We start from the raw sequence: 21,284 nt of genomic DNA, 5'->3' as shown, positions 1-21,284 counted from the left end.
AAGGGTGTCTTTAATTTTTTCGAGAGTTTTAATTTAGATATATTAGCATTAAGAAGTAGCTGTAATTTTAGGCCTACCCCGTGCATAAAAAAAATATTTTTCCACATAATAGTATTATCTAATAGCTTAAGATAATAATTAAGAATAGGAGTGTTATGAATGAGTGGAAATTTAGCATGTAATGCAACTAATTGTACACACAATAATTCTGGAATGTGCACCGCTAGCAGTATCCATGTACAAGGAGCAAATGCTCACTCTAGTGAGTATACTCAGTGTGGAAGCTTCACAGAAATGGGAATAAAAAATTCTCTTTCCAATGTATATAATATGAATATTGGAGGAGAAGTAAAACAAAGCTTTAATAATTTCTCTGGAGGTACAGGACCAAGAATAGTATGTGATGCAATAAACTGTAGGTATAATATCAATAAGGATTGTGTTGCAAACTTTGTACACATTAATGGTGTAGGTGCAATAAGTAGTAATAGAACAGACTGTGAAACTTTTAAGATTTAATTCACTATAGTAAGGGTAACTTTAGCTAATTTTATTAATAATCTAAAGCTGCCCTTACTTTAATTTTATATTATGACTACTTATTATGGTTAATTGACTAGTTTTCTGATAAAATTAAAATTAATTAGAAGCTAATAAAGGGTGGTTTTATGAAAATACATAAAGAGATAAGTAAGGTTAAAGTTATAGAAGAAGCTGAAAAGGAAGAGAGAGAAAGAGTGAAAGCTTCATTAGAAAAAGAAAGATTTCTAAAAGAGGATAGAGAAAGTGAAGAAAGAGAAGCAGAGATAGAAAATCTTATTTTAGAATTAAACAATAATCATGCAGATATAGAAATTGCAAAGAATAAGGATTATATAATTAAGATAGAAGGATATGGACATGAAGGAGAAGGGGTAGGTAAAATAAATAACTTTACTGTGTTTGTTAAAGGAGCCATAAAGGGTGAAACAGTAAAGATAAAGCTTATAAAAGTAAGTAAAACCTATGGAATAGGTAAACTATTAGATGTAATTCTCTCATCTAAATATAGGACAGAACCCATATGCCCAATTTATAAGAGATGTGGAGGCTGTAATCTTCAACATATATCCTATGAAGAACAACTTAACTTTAAAACTCAAAGAGTAAAGGATGTTATGGAAAGAGTAGGAAAGATAGAAGGATTAAAGGTACATAATACTATGGGTATGGATTTCCCATATAACTATAGAAATAAGGTTCAGTTACCAGTTGGAAATAATGATGGAAATATAGTAGTAGGATTTTATGCACCAAGATCCCATGAAATAATCAATATGGACCACTGTTATATACAAAGTAAAATAGGTGATAAAGTTGTTAAGATTCTTAAGGCATGGATGAAAGAGAATAAAGTAACTCCTTATGATGAAAAAAATCATAGTGGTGTAGTTAGACATATAATGATTAGAGAGGGTTTTCAGACTAAGGAGGTAATGGTTGTAATAGTTACTAATGGAGAAAAGTTACCTAATATAAAACCACTTATAAAATCTCTTAGAGAAGAAATCTTAAATCTTAAATCTATAATTCAAAATGTAAATAAGGATAAAACAAATGTGATTTTAGGTAACAAATCTATTACTCTATGGGGAACAGATACAATATCAGATTATATAGGTGAATTTAGATTTAATATATCACCATTATCTTTCTTCCAAGTAAATCCTGTACAAACAGAAATCCTATATAAAAAAGCATTAGAATATGCAAGTCTTACAGGAAACGAGGTTGTATTTGATGCATATTGTGGTACAGGGACTATATCACTGTTCTTATCTAAAAAAGCTAAAATGGTATATGGAATTGAAATAATATCTGAAGCTATAGAAAATGCTAATGAAAACAAAATAATTAATAATGTAAAAAATGTGGAATTTATAGTAGGGAAATCAGAAGAAGAAATTCCAAAACTAATTGAAGGTGGAATACACCCAGATGTAATTATGCTAGACCCTCCAAGAAAGGGCTGTGAAGAATCACTTCTACATGCCATAGCAGAAGTAAAACCTAAAAGGATTGTTTATGTATCCTGTGACCCTGCAACCTTAGCGAGGGATTTAAAGATTCTTGAAGAATTAAATTATAAAGCAGTGGAGCTACAGCCAGTAGACATGTTCCCTCAAGGACATCATGTAGAATGTGTAGTTAAACTAGTGAGATAAACAAAGGGTTTAAGTCACTTTGATATGAATTTAAATATGATTTGCCACCATAAGTTTTTAATGGTGGCAAATTATTTTTGTATAAGTATATTTTCTAAAATATCAACAGTATCATATTTAATCCTTTTAGTTATAGAATATCATTGACTATTTTTACTTCTTTCAAAATAGCAAAATCTCTGAAACACTTGAGGCCACAACAACTATTTAACTAGTTATATAGTTTCCTATTAACATATATAAATAGTTTAATATATAACTATTTATTATATGAAAATATAAATTAAGATTAAGAATAAGGTCATATGAGAGCACTGCTGTAAGGCGGTATTCTCATATGACAATGAAATAGCAAATGTATATTTTATTTTGCTGGTTTTATAAGTACTTCTCCAGCACCAAATATAACAATTCTATATTTTGGCGTAAGAGGAATTAAATCATGTATTGGGGATTTAGGCTCTAAACGTAGAAACTGCAGTGAAGTAAGATCTTCATCCATAACTATTAAGTAAGAATTATCTTTTAATGAAACGTTCTGAATAGTATAAAGATTATCTTTTGTAGGAGCAAAGTCAGATAATGTGTAAATACCTTCTTTATAAGTAGCGTTGTCAGATGCCAGAGCTATAATAGAAGTACTAAGTATTAATGCAATCAAAATTACTAATGTAATAGTAAATTTTTTCATATAATAGCCACCTTTCAATAATAGTTTATGTAGTCAAAAAATAATGTAAAACAAAAATTTTATAGTAATTGTAAGGGGAATACATATCAATAATATATATTTTATTTATTACTAATGTAAGATTAAATAGAAAAATATATATTATTCAACACCTTTAATAAATATTTCGCCATCTCCAACTATAAAAATTTTATATTCTGATTTAAGAGGAATTAGATTATATCTTGACGATTTTGGAGTTAGGTATATAACTTGTAATAAGGCATCATTTTCACCCATAACTGCGAAGTAACAATTACCTTTTGATGAAATATTCTGAACGAAGTAAGAATTGTTTTTTGCAGGAACGAAGTCTGATAATTTATATGAGCCTTCTTTGAATAGATTTTGGGCAAATGCAGGAGTTGTAGCAGATGCACCAAATATTAAAGTTATCAAGATTAATAGCATAACAGTAAATTTTTTCATATAGTGACCACCTTTCAACAATAGTTTATGTAGTTGAAAATATAATATACAGATTTACGATTTAGGAAGTACGTTAGATAAATTAATCTTTGAAAATTGAATGATTAAACACAAGGGTTATCGTAAGGACAACCTTTACGACTATGAGATTGTGTTATTTAATATTTTTTTTAGCTGTTCTATGAAAGCTGAGCTAGTGTATTGGCTACCTAAATCAGAATGAAAGATTACTTTTCACCTTTTTTAGGGTGTTGATTTACATATGCATTATTTAGTGCTTCGATAACAAGATCAGCATCCATAGTCCTTCCAAAAGAGTGTCCAATGACTTTTTTGCTACACAAATCTAAGACTGCTGCTAAATAGCACCAACCATCCTTTATTGCGTGTATATATGTTATATCACCAGCCCATTTTTCACTTGTATTCTCAGCGCTAAAATCTTGATTTAATATATTGAGTTTTTCTTCTACCTTTTGAGAACTACGTGTCGGCTTAAACTTTTCTATAACAATAAAAAAATTACTTGTTGAGGGTGTATTATTATGAAAATATTGACAAATAATCAGTATATGCTATAATCAATATTGATAATCATTATCATTATAAGGTATTTAGTATTAATAAACTATATAAAAATATTCGAGGAGAATTTAGAATGGAGATTAATTTTAATAAATTAGTATGTAATTTTACAAACAACCATTTTGGAGTAGAAACCATACACTATAATGCAATAGATGCTGGAAGTAAAGGCTTTGAAAAAACTGCTCCATTACCAGGTTTTATATTTCCTATTAGTGGAACAGCTCAATATTCTTTCAATGAAACTCCCTATATTTCACAAGTAGGTACTATAATACATGGAGGAGCCAATATGGATTTAGGGAAACAAGTTATTGGAGATAATAGATGTGAGAATATAGTGGTTTTATATGATGTTAATTATTTAAGTAAAGACAATCTAAACTTACATGATATGCATTTTAAATTAGATATAAGAGCGAACACTAACTTGACATCTCTTCTATGGAAATTAAAAAATGTTTCAGAAGAAAAACATGAAATAGCTAGATTTAAAAGGGAAAATATATTCAGATCTATATTAGAAGAAGTTTTTATAAGTGTTCAAGATTCTCAGGATAAAGGTACAGAGTCCTTATTTAGACAGGTATCTTCATATATACACAGCTATTATATGGAAGATATAACTGTAAAAGAACTGGCAGAAAAAAATGAAGTGAGCGAAAATCAATTATTTTATGCATTTAATAAATATGCAGGAATGGGAGCTGGACAATATATAAAACAATATAGATTAAATTGTGCTAAAAAATTATTGATACATAGTGAAAATACAATTTGCATAATAGGTGAAAGTGTAGGATATACAGATTCTTTTCATTTTAGTAGATTGTTTAAAAAGAACTTTGGTATGGCACCTAGTATTTATAGAGAAAAATTCAGGAATAATACATGTTAAATCTAGGATTACTTCATTCTAAAGTTAATTTTCCTATGTTATACTAAACAACATGAGTGATAATAATTATCAAATAATTATGCATGTTGTGGCAGATAAATAAACTAAAATTTTTGTGAAATAGGGATAATGAGCCAAGTGCTAACTGCTATAATAGCCTGCACTTGGTTTTTATTTCTAAAAATAAAAAATAAATGAAACAATATAGGGGGTTAAATAGATAAATGGAAAGCTTCAATAGGATAAATACTGAAATTGAAAATACAAAAAGTATTAAGAAAGATGGAAGGTGGAGGGCATTACTCATTATAGTATTAGGGTTAGGACTTTTATTTTTTCTTATGGCTTTTTCTATAACCAAAGGTGCCATAGAGATTCCTCTATCTTCAGTATGGGATGCATTATTTAGATTTGATGAAAATAATATCCATCATCTTATTATTTTAGATATTCGTATACCTAGGGTTATAGCCAGTGCTTTAATAGGTTCTGCTTTTGCAGTATCTGGAGCTATTATGCAGGGAGTTACAAGAAATCCAATGGCAGACTCAGGTTTACTTGGTCTTAATGCTGGAGCTGGATTTGCTTTATCTATATGTTTTGCATTTTTTCCAGAGATGAAATATATACAAATTATTTTATTTTCCTTTTTAGGAGCTGCAATTGGAGCGGCACTTGTTAATGGGATAGCTTCATTGAGACGAGGGAGAGCTACTCCTATGAGATTAGTATTGGCAGGGGCAGCTGTAACTGCTTTATTATCATCTTTAAGTCAAGGAATAGCTTTGTATTTTGATGTGGCGCAAGATGTTATGTTTTGGACAGTAGGGGGAGTTGCAGGTTCAAATTGGCAACAGATAAAGATTATATTTCCGTGGATTATAGGTGCGTTGATAGGAGCAATTATTTTATCCCCATATATTTCTATTTCAAGTTTAGGAGAAGACGTAGCTAAGGGTCTTGGATTAAATACTATTATGATAAGTATTTTTTCGTCAATAATAGTACTCATATTAGCAGGAGCTTCTGTATCAGTAGTTGGAGCAGTAGGGTTTGTAGGACTTATAATACCTCATTTATCTCGATATCTTGTAGGTGTAGATTACAGGTGTATTATTCCAGTATCTGCGACACTAGGAGGAATATTAGTTGTAGTTGCAGACTTAGGATCAAGAACTTTAAAACCTCCAAATGAAATTCCCATAGGTTCTTTAATAGCATTAATTGGAGTGCCGTTTTTTCTATACTTGGCACGTAAAGAAAGGAGAGCATCCTAATGGATAGTATTAAACAAAAAAATGAGAGTTTTAAAAAGAAGGTTGCAAGACGTAATATAACTATACTTGTAATTTGCATTGTATTATTAATAATATCTTTTATTATTAGTATGAATACAGGATATATTAAATTATCTCCTAAAGATACTTTAAGAACATTATTTGGAGGGGGAAGTGAAAAAGAAAATCTCATCCTATTTAAATTTAGACTTCCGAGAATAGTAGTTTCAACTCTTGTTGGTATGGGGTTGGGATTATCTGGATGTATACTCCAAGGGGTATCTATGAATCCATTGGCAGATCCAGGTTTATTAGGTATAAACGCAGGGGCTGGCTTAATGGTTATATTATATGTAATGTTTTTTGGTGCAAAGTCTTTTTTATCAGTATTTACTTTACCGTTTTTAGCTTTACTTGGAGGAGGAGTTACTGCTATATTAATATATCTGTTGGCATATAAGAAAGGAGAAGGAATTGCACCTTTAAGACTAATATTAACAGGAATAGCTATACAAGCTGGAATATTTGCACTAACTACTGTACTTGTTATGACATTAGATGATACACAATTTGATTTTGTTGCTAATTGGCAGGCTGGAAGTATATGGGCCAGTAATTGGAATTTTGTTATGACTCTATTACCATGGATTCTGGTATTTGTTCCATATACAATGATGAAATCGAGTGTATTAGACATATTAAATCTTGGAGATGAACTAGCTTATGGATTAGGATCAGAAGTAGAAAGAGAAAGGAAGCTATTACTTGGAGTGGCAGTAGCTTTAGCGGCTTCTTCAGTATCTGTAAGTGGAAGTATTGGATTTGTAGGATTAATAGCTCCTCACCTGGCAAGAAGATTGGTTGGACCTAAACATAAGATATTACTTCCTACTTGTGCGTTGATAGGAGCAGTATTAGTATCTATCTCTGATACTATTGCAAAGTTAATAGTACAGCCATCTGGGATTCCAACAGGAATTGTAGTTGCTGTTGTTGGAGCACCTTATTTTCTATATTTATTATCCAAAAGTAAACAGTGATAAAAGGAGGTAAAATAGATGGATAGTATCAAAGGAGAAAGTTTAAGTATTTCCTATGAGGAAAAACTTGTAGTTAAGGAATTGGATATAAACATTCCTAAAGGAAAAATAACTACTATTATTGGACCAAATGGATGTGGTAAATCTACTTTATTGAAAGCAATAGGACGTATTTTAAAACCGAAGAGTGGTACTGTTTACCTAAATGGTGAAGATATTCATAATTTGACTACAAAGGAAATAGCACAGAAAATGGCAATACTTCCACAAACGCCACAAGCTCCATCAGGACTTACTGTAGGGGAGTTAGTAGCATATGGACGTTTTCCTCATCAGAAAGGATTTGGAAAGTTAAAGGAAGAAGATAAAGAAATAATTCGATGGGCATTAGAAGTTACAAAAACATTGGAGTTTGAAACAACAATAGTGGACAATCTTTCAGGAGGACAAAGACAGCGAGTGTGGATAGCAATGTCATTAGCTCAAGGCACAGATCTTATTTTACTAGATGAGCCAACTACTTACTTGGATTTATCTTATCAACTTGAAGTTTTAGAGCTTTTATATACTCTAAATAGAGAGCAAAATAAAACAATTGTGATGGTGCTACATGATTTAAATTTAGCATCTAGATTTGCAGACTATATGGTGGCAATCCGCTTTGGAGAAATTATATCTCACGGAAATCCTGAAAAGGTAATGACCCCTAAAGTATTAAAAGATGTATTCAATATTGATGCACAAATAGTAAGAGAATCAAGAAAAGGTTATCTAACCTGTATTTCATATGATTTGATTAAAGTAGAAAATAATATATGTACAAGTATATGAGGAGGTATGATTATATGAGAAAGATTGCTATTTATGGGAAAGGTGGTATAGGAAAATCTACAACTGTATCCAATGTATCTGCTGCATTAGCATCTATGGGTTTAGTTGTGCTACAGATAGGATGTGATCCTAAGGCAGACTCTACAAGAAATTTAACAGGTGGAAAAAACATTTCAACTGTATTAGATATACTTAGGGAAAATGGAGATGCAGATTTAGAAGAATTAGTATATAAAAGTACAACAGGAGTATTGTGTGTAGAAGCAGGAGGCCCAGTTCCAGGAGTAGGCTGTGCTGGAAGGGGTATAATTACTGCCTTTGAGAAATTAGAAGAATTAGACGCATATGAAAAGTATAATCCAGATATTGTTTTATATGATGTTTTAGGGGATGTAGTATGTGGTGGCTTTGCAATGCCTATTAGAGGTGGATATGCAGATGAAGTATGTATTGTAACATCTGGAGAAATGATGTCCCTATATGCAGCTTCAAATATTACCTATGCAGTTAAAAGTTTTGGAAAAAGAGGATATGCATCTTTAAAAGGACTTATACTTAATGGCAAAAATATTGAAGGAGAAAAGGAACTAGTAGACAAGACGGCAAAGGAAATAGATACATCAGTAATATATCGTATGCCTCGAAATCCTATAGTACAAAAAGCAGAAGAAATGGGTAAAACTGTAGTAGAAGCATTTCCAGATTCTGATATGGCAGAGCATTATAGAAACTTAGCAAAATTATTATTAGATGGAGGGAATATTAGGTGAATCAGTTAAAACATTTAAAAAAAATTGCTTCTATTAAGTCTAATGCTGGGGTGAAGTTCTTAACTCCAGCTGCATTTCCAGGGAGCCATTGTCCTTTACACACAGCCTTAGCCCTAAGTGTAAATATTAAAGGAATGTCTACTCTAGTAGTAGGTACATCTGAATGTAGTACTTACAGTAGAGGTGTGGTAAAAAAAGCAAAATATTCTGAAGAGGTTCTACATTGGATGTATGTCCTAGATTCAAATGAAGTGGTTTTTGGATGTAGAGAAGGAGTAATAAATGCAATAAAACAAATGGATAGAGAAGGTGCAGGGGCTATTATGGTAATTTTGACCTGTGTTCCAGAAGTAATAGGTGAGGATATAGAGGGAATTATTCATGAAGTTCAACCTCATGTAAAGGCTCGTCTTAGCTCTGTATTAATGGGACATTTTAGATGTAATAGCCATCCCTCAGGATATTGGAAAACTTTATTAGCCTTTGGTGTTATGATGGAAAAAAGAGTTTCTAATCCAAACATAATAAATATACTTGGACGAAGTATAGATGAGGATCATATCCCTATGCCTGAACTTTTAGTAGAACTTGAGAAAAAAGGATTACAATTGCGTATGCTTGCACTAAAATCTGATATTAAAGATTTTATGGAGGCAACAGATGGAAAACTAAATTTAGTTATATCTCCAGATATGAATCCATTAGCTGATATGATGGAAAAAGAATATGAAATTCCATACATAAGTCTACATGAAATTTATGATATTTGTGAAATAGATCAAGCGTATAGAAAAGTAGAGAAAATATTAAATATATCTTTTGATAATAGATTTGAAGAGTTAAGAGAGAAGACTTTAATAGTAGCTAAAGAGGCAGAAAAGAAATTAGAAGGATTGAAATATATTTCAACAGGGATGAATCCAATGCCTCCATTATCTTTAACTTTTTATTTAAATAAGTTTAATATGAAACCTATTCTTCTTCATATGGAAGAATTCTACCCAGATGATCGTCTATGGGCTAAAAAATTAAAAGAAATAGAAATCAATCCTTTTATCTGTCATATGGTGAACAATAAATCAGATGTACAAGTATTAGAAAAGTTAGATGCAGATCTATCCTTTGGAGAAATATTTGAAGGAACTGGAAAGATACCTTGTGTATCCTATTTATATGAGATATATGGTCAAATAGGATATGAAAGGACCAGCCTTTTGTTAAATAGAATTATGAATACTCTAGAAAATCATAAAATATAAGGAGGGATTTAAATGGCACTTCATAAATTTAGCCCACCTATGTCAGGAAGAATGGGTATTTTGAAAACTCTTGCATCTATACGTGATTCTGTAGTAATAGAATATGGATGTATGGGACATATGATGTATGGAAGAATGTTCTTAAATAAAGCAGGGGTATCTGGTCTAGCTAAGACATATTCTACTCATATTGATGAGGCAGATATTTCGTTAGGAGATACAACTAGATTAAATAAGGCTATTGCCGAAATTGTAGAGAAGGATAAACCTAGGGTTATCTTCTTATTACCATCCTCAGTACCAGAAGTAATAGGTACTGATTTATCAGCAATATCTAAAGAACTTCAGCCACAATACCCGGATATACCAATAATACCCTTTAAGTATGGAGGATTTGATATATTCGGATATAGAGGAGTTCAAGAAGCATTATTGCTTTTGGCAAAGACCTTATCTATAGATATAGAGAAATCTTCAGAACCGAAGTTTAATATTATAGGTTCTTGTTCAGATATGTTTCGTTTCCAAGCTGATGCAGAAGAAATTGCTAGAGTTATGGAAGGGGTATTTAGGATAAAGCCTAGTTGTATTATGACTTCTCATACTAGTGTTGATGAAATACGTCATATGGGAGAAGCAAGTATAAATTTAGTTGTAAGAAGAGAGGGAATACCTACTGCTGAATATTTACAAAACAAATTTAATACTCCATATTTAATAGGTAGACCTTATGGAGTAAAAGGTACAATTAAATGGATTAAGGAAATAGAGAAATTATTAAACATTCCTATTAATCAAAAATTTATTGAGAAAGAAAAAGAAATAATAAGAGATCAAACAATTCCAACTATACCGATTTTTAAACATATATTACGTTCTCATCCAGAGAAAGGAACTATATGTTTAGGTGGTCATGCAGATGTAGTTCAAGGGATACTTAACTATGCTACAGAAGAGATGATGCTTAATAAGGGACCTTGTTGGTGTGATTCAGTAGATATGTCTAGTGAAGATATTCCATATTTTACAGAAGAAGAATGGGCACCTATAATAAGATCACATAAGAAGAGCTTATTAATGACTAGTGGGGAAGCCCTTGAGTGGGGAGGAGGAAACTTATCACTTCAAATATCTAATCCAGATATAAAATGGAGGTTAAATCCGTATTTATCCCCATTTGTAGGATTTAGAGGGGCTCTTAATCTTCTTGATCTATGGTTCAATGCCGCCTTAGATCAAGAACATTAGAATAAATATAGAAAATAAAAATGAGAATATAAAATCCTCTTTTCTGGATAGAAAAGAGGATTTTATATTCAATATATATTTAATTCTTTATTTTGAGTACATTTCAGTTAGCTTTTCAGCAGCAAGGTTTAATGTTAATGGCCCATAACTGTTCATATTCTCATCAAAATAGTAAATTCGTCCATTTTTTACTGCATCTATAGATTGCCATACAGGAGAAGATTCTAAGCTATCAACAAAGGCTTTAGACATATCATAATTATGCTGGAATACAATATAATCTGGATTCATCTCGGATACACCTTCTAAAGATGTAGTATCCCCAGGTTTTGCAGTATCTGGGAAACCTTTTGGTTTTGTAATGCCGAAGGTATCATAGTATTTTGAGTTTCCTTGGGCTATAAAGTTCTTTCCATCAGTACGGAAAAGTGCAAGAGTTTTATCTTTATGTTGTCCTAACTTCTCTTTTGCATCAGCAATTTTCTCTTCGGTTTCTATAATACGTTTCTCTGCTAATTGCTCTTTTCCTAAAATCTTTCCAATAATTAAAAGTTGTTCTTGCCATGTTGAGTTATAGTCTAACTGTACTACTGGTGCTATCTCTACAAGTTGATCATAAGCTTGTAGACCAGCAGGATTATGGAATGTTAATAGCAAATCGGGATCAGATTCTAGAACTGCCTCAAGATTTAAATCTTGAGAATTACCTACTAGTGCCATATCAACATCTTTAAGATAAGGAGCAAACAACTCTGATTTATCAAGTCCTTCAGTTTCTCCAAAGGCATTTCCAATAGCAGCTGCAGTAGGTTGTGTATCTAGTGCTAGCAAATGTTCCATATAAACTATATGAAGAAGAGTTATACGGTTTGGTTGTTTTTCTAAAACAATCTTATTCCCCCCTCCATCTACAATAGTTCTAGGCCAAGTTCTCTCTTCTAATGTGTCTGTTGTTTTTTTTACTGGATTTTTGTCAGTATCTTGAGCTGGTGATTTAGTACAACCAACCATAAAACTTGAAAATAAAGTTAAAACTATCATTAATACTATAAGTTTTTTCATATTAAGTCCTCCATTATGATTTTTTAATTTGTTATAACTGATTTTGTATAAAAGTATAACAAAGAGATTTTTATATTGGAATAGACATATCCTGAAAGTAATATGGATTATTCTTGAATATAACTATCACTTGTTTTAGAACAAAAGATATAATAAGTTATAGTTTTTTTATAGAAAAACAATTAAACAAGAAATTTGATATGAACAATAGTTATCAATTATTCTCATTAGGTTTTCAATCTTGATTTTAGTGTTAGTTCTAACTCTAAGACAAGGAACTATTCTAAGTCCAAAGTCGTAGACTAATTGCTTAAATTTATTATTGATTTTCCCTTTAGAACCTTTGATTTTTGTATGATCCATCATTGTTAATGCATTATTAATCAATATTTCTTCTAGAATTTCACCTAATATCTCAAATGGATTAGCTAAAAAATCAAATAAATGATTTTCACTAGTTGAAGAATAAATTGTCCATACCTTAAATCTAGAACCATAACCTATTAAAAAAGTCAAGTATGAGCCAGCAAAGATTAAAAAAATATTATTAGTTTGCAAATAATGTTGAAATGTGACAAATGAAATTCATTGATGAAACTTTGACAATTAGATAGAATTGTAGATAAGTATATTACTATTGATTTACATATAATATAAAAATATACTTATAAGTTAAATATTATTTGAAGGGAAGTACATATAAATGAGAAAAATAAATTTTCCACTACTTCTTGGAAGTATAATTGTAATATTTTTATCAATTGTGACTTTATATCCAGGATTTTTCACATCAAAGGATCCTCTTTTTGAAGAAGCACCTAAGTATATAGAGTACAAAGAGGACGGTAAATTGGTAGAAAAGTTTGCGTATAATCCAATGCCGCCTAATAAAGATAATATTCTTGGAACAGATGATGCTGGAAGAGATGTATACTCAAGACTTGTATATGGAACTAGAAACACATTAAAATTAGCACTACTTATAGCTATATTTAGAATGATCTTAGCCCTTCCACTTGGATTAGCTGCAGGAATGGGTGTAAAGTTTATTTCAAATATAATAAAAATAGTTAATACATTTTTTACTGCAATACCTATGCTTTTATTTAGTTTTGTTATTTTAAACATAGGATATTTCAGAAATCTACAAATGGATAAATCAATTTTTGCCTTTGCAATAGTACTTACCATTGTGGGATGGGGAAAGTTGGCTGGAATAATTGAAGATTCAACTAGGATGGTTATGGAAGAGGACTTTATTGAAGGTGAGATAGCTATTGGAAAGAGAAAGATACAGATAGCATGTCAAAACATCTTACCACATATAATACCAACTAGTATAAGTTTGTTCTTTAAAGAAATGGGAATGGCATTGTTCCTAATTGCTCAATTAGCAGTTCTTGAAATTTTTGTTGGAGTAACAAGATCTATCAATGAACTAGCTTTTAAAGCAAATTATGTAATGAATTTAGAACCTGAATGGGGAGGTAGCCTTTCTAGAATTGCAGAAAATGTTGAAAAATACCAAGCAACATATTGGATGACCCTTTATCCTATATTAGTTTTTAGTATTGCAATCATTGGGATAAACCTTACAGGAGAAGGATTAAAAATAGAATTTCAAAAGAGAGATTCTAGAGTGATTAGTTCTATTAGAAAAATTGGCTATCTGATATCACCCAAAATGTTTATATCTCAAATTAAGGACATTAAGAAATACTACAAACCTGTAATTATCAAGAGTTTAATTATAATAGGAATTATTACATGGGCGATAATCCCCTGGAATCCAAGCCTTTATGAATTTGATATAGATCAAGCAAAATTACATCTTGAAGAACTTACAAAGGACAAATATGGAGGTAGGGTAGCTGGAACTGAAGGTGGATATTTAGCTGGAGAATATATAATTGATACCTTAAAATCCTATGGATATCAGGTGAATACCCTAGATATATCATTAATAGAAACTACAGATAAAATAAAAAATGAAAGTTTTGCACCAAAGCCTAAAACTTTGACTCCTGTGGTAATTGAATCAGGGTGTATAAAGCTTAAAGATGACAAAGGTGAGGATAAGACTTACTATCTTAATCAAGACTTTACAATTATATCTGTAAGTAAAAATATATTTAATGATACTCCAGAAGAAGAATTGCATTATAAAGGAGTTGCTGCAGAACCTGAAAATATAATTAATATACCAGAGGGTACAGAGCTTTTTTCAATTGAGAGAAATTTCAATGGTCTAGGAAATGAATCTCAGAATACTTCTAATAATCCTAATAATAAAGCAGTTAGTGATATACAGTTTATATTAGCAGAAGGCTACAATACAAATACCAACGTATACCTTTCTGAATCTACTATTATTGTTCCCTTTGATAATTTAAGGTTGGAGTTAGAAGCTGGTTACAGAGAAGTTGAAATAAACCTTGATTATCCAGAGATGCCTAAATATAATGGACGAAATATTACTGCGTTTTTACCTGGAAAAGACAAAACATATGAAGATCCAGGCGAATTAATATTAATAGGAGCAAGCTATGATGGTGTTCATATTAATGAAACTCAAAGTACACATGCAATGACAGCAACTCCTACTGCAATATCGCTGGAGGTAGCAAGGATGTTGTCTATTGCAAAGGAACCATTGGAAAAATCAATTCAATTTATATTTTGGGACAATGAATATGATTTTATGAAGTACTCAAATGTTGATGGTTCCTATGATTACAATATAACAAGAAATATACCTGTAAATATGGCAATATCACATAAGTACTATTATTTTGATATAAGCTATCCAGGTTATAGTAAGGATGAAAATTTAAATATTATTACTGCTAAAGCCCAGATAAGAGACAAAAGTAATTATCTTATGGGACTGGGGATGGAAAAGCGACTTAAACAAATGGATGTGAAATACCAAAGATTTCATAATGATTATACAACTACAAAAGCTATGAATAATTTGAGCTTAAATGCACTTTCAAGTGTGGCAGTAGGGAATTCTTCCACAGAGGGAGTTAATAGTAGCATTGACATCTTAGAAAATGTAAATTATAAAAAAATGAAAGATATTGGACAAATTATATTAGATACCATGACAATGAATTCTTATATGATGGATTAGTAAGAAACCTTTGAAAAGGAGAAAAACCATGATAGAAGTAATAAATCTAACTAAACAATTTTTAATAAAAGACAAAATTTTTGGCGTGAATAAAGGTGTTGTACATGCAGTAAATGGTGTTAACTTTAAAATAGAAAAGGGGGAGACTCTGGGTCTTGTTGGAGAGTCAGGAAGTGGTAAATCAACCATAGGGAGGTTGATGTTAAGACTCTTAGAACCAAATGAAGGAAAGATATTCTTAGAAGGAAGAGATATTAGTACTATTAGCAACAAAGAGTTCCGAAAGCTAAGAAAGAATTTACAAATAGTTTTTCAAAATCCCTATTCTGCATTAGATTATAAAATGACTATTGAAGATATTTTGATTCAACCACTTCAAATACACAAAATAGTTAAGCCATTACAATACAAAAAAGAAGTAGGCAAATTACTTGAAATGGTAGGATTGTCAGCACAGGATGCTAAGAAATTACCTCATGAATTTAGTGGAGGTCAGAGACAAAGAATTGCAATAGCTAAAGCTTTAGCAACAAGACCTAAGTTTGTAGTATGTGATGAATCTGTATCAGCTTTAGATGTATCTGTTCAATCACAGATACTCAATCTTATTATGGATCTTCAAGAAGAATTTGGTTTATCATATTTATTTATATCCCATGATCTAAGTGTAATAAGGCATGTAAGCAACAAAGTAGCAGTAATGTATCTGGGGAAAATAGTAGAGAAAGGTAGTGTGGATGATATTTTTGATTCTCCAAAGCACCCATATACTGAAGCATTAATGTCAGCCTCACCAGTACCTGAGCCTAGTAGAAATATTAATAGAATAAAGCTTCAAGGTGAAATACCTAGTGCAATGGATATACCATCAGGATGTGCATTTCACAATAGATGTCCTAAAAAAATGGCTAAATGTGAAACTATTGAGCCAGAACTTATAGAACTTGACAATGGAAGGTTAGTTTCTTGCCATTTATTTAAAGATGGGAGGAGTAAAAATGAAAGCTGAAATATTAAAGGTGGTAACTAAAAAAGTTCTTATGAATATATTAATACTCCTTGTAATTGTATTTCTTGTTATAGCTGTAACAGGAATACCATTAGATTTTGATATAGTTTCATACAATGGAGAGAACACACCTAATATGAAAATGGATGGAGTTATTGAAAATATAAGAAATAACTTTAAAATATTTTTGCGTGGTGAAGAATTTAATATTAAGATTCAGGGAGAAACTATAGGACAACTATTAGCTAAAACAGCAACTAAAAGCTTATTTATATTATTTTTTGGAACTCTTTTAGCAGTTGTTATTGGGATTCCTAAAGGAATTATAGATAGTAGAAAGAAGGAGAGGAGTGGAACAATAAAATTACTGCAATCTCTAATACCTCTTTCAATACCAGATATTTTAACAATAGTACTTGTACAGATGGGTGCTATATACTTATATAATAAAGGAATTTCATTATTGGGTTTAGGACCACTGCCAGCATTTGGAGATGAAGGACTTGTAAATGCAATTTACCCTATAATATCAATATCAATACTTCCAGCAGCATATATTGCAAGGATAACAGCTACTACAATAGAAGAAAATTTTGAAAAGCCATATATACTAGCAGCTAGGGGAAAGGGATGTTCTAGGGTTCAAATTATAAAAAACCACATGATGAAAAGCATAATTTATGGAGTGTTATCTGGATTTCCAACAGTTATGGGTATTATGTTTTCAAGTCTTATTATAGTAGAAAGATTATTTTACTTTAGAGGAATGGGATTTTATATGATACTTTTTTATACAACAGATTTGATTCCACCATATGAAGGTGGAATAGCCTTTACTACATTTATTTTATTTCTGGCGATTTTTTACTATTTTATTTTTATGATTTTTAATGTGTTAAAAGATATTATATTGCCTAAGACAAAATTTCATTAAGGAGGGATAAGATGACATTACTTCAGGTTAAGAATTTAAAAACATATTTTTATTTGAATGGAAAGGAATATCCTGCAGTAGATGATATAAGCTTTACCCTAGATGAAGGTAAAACAATGGCGATTATCGGAGAGTCTGGGAGTGGTAAAAGTGTGACTGCTTTATCTATCATGGGGTTAATTGATGCTCCAGGAAAAATAATTCATGGAGAAATACATTATAAAGGAGAAAATTTGCTTAAAAAGAGTGAAAAGGCAATGAGACAAATAAGGGGAAATGAAATATCTATGATATATCAGGATCCAATGACAACATTAAATCCTATGAATAAGGTAGGAGAACAGATTGCAGAAGCTCTCATAATTCATAAAAAAGTTAGTAAGAAGGAAGCTAAAAAGGCTGTTATAGAGTTAATGAAAGCTGTTGGTATTACGGATGGAGAAGAAAGATATCATCAGCTTCCTAATCAGTTTAGTGGGGGAATGAGACAAAGACTTATGATAGCTATGGCAATAGCTTGTAATCCTAAAATATTAATAGCAGATGAACCTACAACGGCTTTGGATGTTACAATTCAAGCAGAAATTTTAGATCTATTACGTAAACTTAATAGTGAATACAATATGTCCATAATATTGAATACTCATGACTTGGGAGTAGTAGCAGAAATGGCAGATGAAGTAGTGGTAATGTATTGTGGAAAAGTTATGGAAATAGCACCAAATAAAGAACTATTTGAAGAGCCTATAAATCCATACACTAAAAAGCTTATGGAATGTATTCCAAGAATAGATGATAAAAAAAGGAGATTAGATACAATTGAAGGATATGTTCCACATCTATCACAATTATCAAAGGGGTGTAGATTTTCAGATCGTTGTCATGAAGCTTGTGATAAATGCAGAAATGAATTGCCAGATTTAAAAGAGGTTTTTAAAGGACATTGGTCTAGATGCTGGCTTAATGAAGATTAGTTTAGGGTGTTTTTAAATAAATCATCTGAAAAAATAACATTTTATATAAAAGAAAATTCATGTAAATATAAATATGATTTGCTACCATAATTTTAGTATTGGTAGCAAATTGTTTTTTATTAAAATATTGACCAATATATATTATTGGTTTATGATATGGGCATAATATATAATTTTGAGGCACGAAATATTAATTTTATTTAAAGGGATGATAATATGTTGTCAAAAGAAATGGATGAATTGATTAAGCAACGGCAAGGTCAAGTAAAAAAGGAAAATTCTCAGATTCCTTACGGTGTTGCATTGCTTTTAATTACATTAATAATGTGTGCTATACTTTGGAAAAGCAAGTTTAATTATGCTGTATGCTTAGGTGTAGGTATTATAATTGGTATTATTTTAAGATATTCGAGATTTTGTTTTACAGCAGCATTTAGAGATCCTTTTATTAGTGGAAATACAAGAGGGTTAAGAGGGATGATACTAGCTATGATTGTAAGTACTGTAGGTTTTGCTGTAATTCAATCTGGATATATTCATAATAAAGGTATTGATTACAATTTGATTCCAGGAGCAGTTAGTTCAGTAGGTATTCATGTAATGATTGGTGCTTTCATATTTGGTATTGGAATGGTTTTAGCTGGAGGCTGTGCTTCAGGTGTATTGATGAGAATAGGAGAAGGACATGCTTTACACTGGGTTGTCCTTATAGGATTCATAATTGGAACCTTACTAGGAGCTAAGGACTATTCTTTTTGGTATGAGTATTTTATTAAGGATGCTAAGACTATTTACTTTTTAGAGCATTTTAATTTGAAAATTGTTGTTTTAGCGCAGATAGTTGTATTAATAATTTTATATAAATTAGCATTAAGGTATGAAAATAGACATTTGAAATAATTGTAATGGAGGAGCTTATATGACAGTAAGAAAGGTAGATTGTTTAAGCGAATTATGTCCTATTCCTTTGCTAAGGGCAATGCAGGAACTTAAAACAATGGAGCCAGGAGATATTTTAATTCTTAATTGCGATCATAGTTGTGTAGCAATTGATATAGAGAAGTGGGCACTAGAAAAGGAATATCCAATACAGCTTGTGGAATTAGGTAGAGGAGAGTGGGAAGTGTATATTCAAAAGCCAAAAGGAAAATAGGGGAGAGATAAAATGAAGTCTATAATAAAATATCTTAAGAAACCTTGGCCTTATTGGGTAGGTGGAATTTTATTAGGAGTAATGAATGTAATTTTACTAGGTCTAATTGGTATAAGCTGGCAAATAACTAGTGGTTTTTTATTATGGGGTATTGGCATACTACAATGGTTTGGATTAGACCCCTTTAAATGGGAGTATTTTAGTCATTTTCAATCTTACTATGATCCTATAATTTCCAATGGAAACATATTTATTAATCAATATACAATTTTAAATATAGGTGTTATTTTAGGATCTTTAGTTGCAACGTTATTAGCTTCCCAATTTAAATGGAAGAAAATAAAGAGTAAAAAGCAGTTTATAATTGCTCTTTTAGGAGGAATTATGATGGGATATGGAACTAGGCTTGCCGTTGGTTGTAACATTGGTGCTTTTTTCAGCGGCATACCGTCATTTTCTTTACACGCTTGGGTTTTTGGTATTTTTGTAATGTTGGGTACATGGGTAGGAGTTAAGATTTTAGTTAAATTCTTTATATAAAAATGGAAAAGAGGACATGTGTCCTCTTTTTTAACAAAAACCTCTTTTATTAGAAATTATAAAATCTACAAACATTTGCTCGTGTTTTGTAAGTGTATATTTTTTTCTTGAAGCTATATAATAACTGAAAGAAATTTTAAAATCCTCTACTTCAACGATTTGAATAGACTGTTTTTTTAGTTCTTGAGCAACTGTTAATTTTGGTAAAAAAGAAAAACCTTTTCCCGAAAGAATAGAAGACTTAATAGATTCGGGAGAATTTAAATCATAAATCACATTTAACTCTTCTACAGTTACATTTTTTTCTTTTAATGATTTTTCAATTACATATCTAGTTCCAGAATTTTGTTCTCGTAAAATTAGTGGAATATGTTTTAATTCTTCCATAGAAATTCTTTTAGGTGAATTATCACTATTTCCTACTAGCAAAAGCTCATCCGAAATAATAGGTTGAGTAGAAATATCATTTAACATTGGATCATGCTGAATGATTCCAATATTAATATCGTGTTCTTGTAGTTTTTGAATAACTTCCCTTGAATTTATTACCTCCATACGAATGTCAACTTCTTCATGGAGATGTTTAAAGGTAAAAATACTACAAGGAAGAGCATATTCACCCACACTTTTGCAAGCACCAATCAATAACTTTGGTTGCTCTTGATGCAAGTTAATCAAATCTCTTTTAATATTTCCTTGAATAGAAAGTAAAGTATCTGCATAGTTAAATACTACTTTTCCTTCTTCTGTTAATTCTACACCTTTATTACTTCGATTTAAAAGATTTACACCTAATTCATTTTCTAAGCTCTTAAGCTGACCACTGAGACCAGGTTGGGTAAGGTGAAGAATTTGTGCTGCTTTTGAGATACTATTATATTTCACTGTTATATAAAATGATTCAAGATATTCAAGATTCATATAGTCACATCCTAAAAATAATTATACATATATTCTATTTTACTAGTATATTACACAGAAATAAATATATTTATTTTTATTAGGCATATTTTAAAATTGGTTAAAGGGAAGTGTTATGGTATATAACATTTAGTTTCTATGGAAAAAGAATAATATGTAATAGAATTTTATTATAAAGATAACATGTCATGATGTAAACGAAAACACAACCACTTTGCATCAAATATTGTTAAAAAAATCACACTGAATTTTAAATTAAAAGGATTCTGTTAAGCTGATATGAA

General features: G+C 30.8%; 22 protein-coding genes. 16 read left to right on the top strand and 6 right to left on the bottom strand.

Annotated features, from left to right (window positions below):
* Positions 1–159: 159 nt before the first annotated feature.
* Entirely contained in the window at positions 160–519 is a 360-nt protein-coding gene (locus B2694_RS03215) for a DUF1540 domain-containing protein (protein ID WP_346884544.1), read from the top strand.
* Positions 520–668: 149 nt separating this feature from the next.
* Positions 669–2,204, top strand: a complete 1,536-nt coding sequence (rlmD, locus tag B2694_RS03210) for a 23S rRNA (uracil(1939)-C(5))-methyltransferase RlmD (RefSeq protein WP_346884543.1) — start codon at positions 669–671, stop codon at positions 2,202–2,204.
* Between the two features lie 364 nt (positions 2,205–2,568).
* Here the strand turns inward: rlmD and B2694_RS03205 are convergent, their stop codons facing one another.
* The 3 genes from B2694_RS03205 to B2694_RS03195 form a co-directional block, all read right to left on the bottom strand.
* Entirely contained in the window at positions 2,569–2,895 is a 327-nt protein-coding gene (locus B2694_RS03205; RefSeq protein WP_346884542.1) for a hypothetical protein, read from the bottom strand.
* 141 nt (positions 2,896–3,036) lie between these two features.
* Positions 3,037–3,363: a hypothetical protein gene (locus B2694_RS03200; protein ID WP_346869395.1), complete on the bottom strand. Its 327-nt coding sequence runs from the start codon at positions 3,361–3,363 to the stop codon at positions 3,037–3,039.
* 227 nt (positions 3,364–3,590) lie between these two features.
* Positions 3,591–3,818, bottom strand: coding sequence for a DDE-type integrase/transposase/recombinase (locus tag B2694_RS03195; RefSeq protein WP_346884589.1), 228 nt, complete (start codon positions 3,816–3,818; stop codon positions 3,591–3,593).
* A gap of 203 nt (positions 3,819–4,021) precedes the next feature.
* On the opposite strand from B2694_RS03195, the gene B2694_RS03190 reads away from it, so the two are divergent.
* The 7 genes from B2694_RS03190 (at position 4,022) to B2694_RS03160 (ending at position 11,271) form a co-directional block, all read left to right on the top strand.
* A complete protein-coding gene (locus B2694_RS03190) occupies positions 4,022–4,846 on the top strand; it encodes an AraC family transcriptional regulator (protein WP_346884541.1) in 825 nt (274 codons plus the stop codon).
* 224 nt (positions 4,847–5,070) lie between these two features.
* Positions 5,071–6,123, top strand: a complete 1,053-nt coding sequence (locus tag B2694_RS03185) for an iron ABC transporter permease (protein WP_346884540.1) — start codon at positions 5,071–5,073, stop codon at positions 6,121–6,123.
* Positions 6,123–7,163 (top strand): iron ABC transporter permease, encoded by a 1,041-nt coding sequence (locus tag B2694_RS03180; RefSeq protein ID WP_346884539.1) that lies wholly within the window; start codon positions 6,123–6,125, stop codon positions 7,161–7,163. The genes B2694_RS03185 and B2694_RS03180 overlap by 1 nt, the downstream gene beginning before the upstream one ends.
* A gap of 18 nt (positions 7,164–7,181) precedes the next feature.
* A complete protein-coding gene (locus B2694_RS03175; protein WP_346884538.1) occupies positions 7,182–7,994 on the top strand; it encodes an ABC transporter ATP-binding protein in 813 nt (270 codons plus the stop codon).
* Positions 7,995–8,008: 14 nt separating this feature from the next.
* Complete coding sequence (locus B2694_RS03170; protein ID WP_346884537.1) at positions 8,009–8,764, top strand: nitrogenase iron protein NifH; 756 nt, start codon at positions 8,009–8,011, stop codon at positions 8,762–8,764.
* Positions 8,761–10,023, top strand: a complete 1,263-nt coding sequence (locus tag B2694_RS03165) for a nitrogenase component 1 (RefSeq protein ID WP_346884536.1) — start codon at positions 8,761–8,763, stop codon at positions 10,021–10,023. Before B2694_RS03170 ends, B2694_RS03165 begins: the two co-directional genes overlap by 4 nt.
* 12 nt (positions 10,024–10,035) lie before the next feature.
* Complete coding sequence (locus tag B2694_RS03160; RefSeq protein WP_346884535.1) at positions 10,036–11,271, top strand: nitrogenase component 1; 1,236 nt, start codon at positions 10,036–10,038, stop codon at positions 11,269–11,271.
* A gap of 87 nt (positions 11,272–11,358) precedes the next feature.
* On the opposite strand, the gene B2694_RS03155 is transcribed toward B2694_RS03160, so the two are convergent.
* Positions 11,359–12,333, bottom strand: a complete 975-nt coding sequence (locus B2694_RS03155) for an ABC transporter substrate-binding protein (protein WP_346884534.1) — start codon at positions 12,331–12,333, stop codon at positions 11,359–11,361.
* Positions 12,334–12,501: 168 nt separating this feature from the next.
* Positions 12,502–12,849 carry a hypothetical protein gene (locus B2694_RS03150; protein ID WP_346884533.1) on the bottom strand — a complete coding sequence of 116 codons (348 nt, stop codon included), beginning with the start codon at positions 12,847–12,849 and terminating at the stop codon, positions 12,502–12,504.
* 187 nt (positions 12,850–13,036) lie between these two features.
* Between B2694_RS03150 and B2694_RS03145 the strand changes: the two genes are divergently transcribed.
* From B2694_RS03145 to B2694_RS03115, 7 genes are all read left to right on the top strand, one after another.
* Entirely contained in the window at positions 13,037–15,469 is a 2,433-nt protein-coding gene (locus B2694_RS03145; protein WP_346884532.1) for an ABC transporter permease subunit, read from the top strand.
* A 28-nt stretch (positions 15,470–15,497) separates the two neighbouring features.
* On the top strand, positions 15,498–16,478 hold the full coding sequence (locus B2694_RS03140) for an oligopeptide/dipeptide ABC transporter ATP-binding protein (protein ID WP_346884531.1): 981 nt from the start codon (positions 15,498–15,500) through the stop codon (positions 16,476–16,478).
* Complete coding sequence (locus B2694_RS03135) at positions 16,468–17,412, top strand: ABC transporter permease subunit (protein ID WP_346884530.1); 945 nt, start codon at positions 16,468–16,470, stop codon at positions 17,410–17,412. The genes B2694_RS03140 and B2694_RS03135 overlap by 11 nt, the downstream gene beginning before the upstream one ends.
* Before the next feature lie 11 nt (positions 17,413–17,423).
* Positions 17,424–18,386, top strand: a complete 963-nt coding sequence (locus B2694_RS03130) for an ABC transporter ATP-binding protein (RefSeq protein WP_346884529.1) — start codon at positions 17,424–17,426, stop codon at positions 18,384–18,386.
* Positions 18,387–18,605: 219 nt separating this feature from the next.
* Entirely contained in the window at positions 18,606–19,286 is a 681-nt protein-coding gene (locus B2694_RS03125) for a YeeE/YedE thiosulfate transporter family protein (RefSeq protein ID WP_346884588.1), read from the top strand.
* 19 nt (positions 19,287–19,305) lie between these two features.
* On the top strand, positions 19,306–19,539 hold the full coding sequence (locus tag B2694_RS03120; protein ID WP_035132122.1) for a sulfurtransferase TusA family protein: 234 nt from the start codon (positions 19,306–19,308) through the stop codon (positions 19,537–19,539).
* A gap of 12 nt (positions 19,540–19,551) precedes the next feature.
* Complete coding sequence (locus tag B2694_RS03115) at positions 19,552–20,079, top strand: YeeE/YedE thiosulfate transporter family protein (RefSeq protein WP_346884528.1); 528 nt, start codon at positions 19,552–19,554, stop codon at positions 20,077–20,079.
* Positions 20,080–20,109: 30 nt separating this feature from the next.
* On the opposite strand, the gene B2694_RS03110 is transcribed toward B2694_RS03115, so the two are convergent.
* Positions 20,110–21,000 (bottom strand): LysR family transcriptional regulator, encoded by an 891-nt coding sequence (locus B2694_RS03110; RefSeq protein ID WP_346884527.1) that lies wholly within the window; start codon positions 20,998–21,000, stop codon positions 20,110–20,112.
* Positions 21,001–21,284: the final 284 nt, after the last annotated feature.

This window comes from Clostridium sp. UBA4395 (assembly GCF_002390995.1).
GTDB lineage: Bacteria > Bacillota > Clostridia > Clostridiales > Clostridiaceae > Clostridium_J > Clostridium_J sulfidigenes.
The sequence above is the reverse complement of the archived record's forward strand: the minus strand, read 5'-3'. Positions and strand labels throughout refer to the sequence as shown.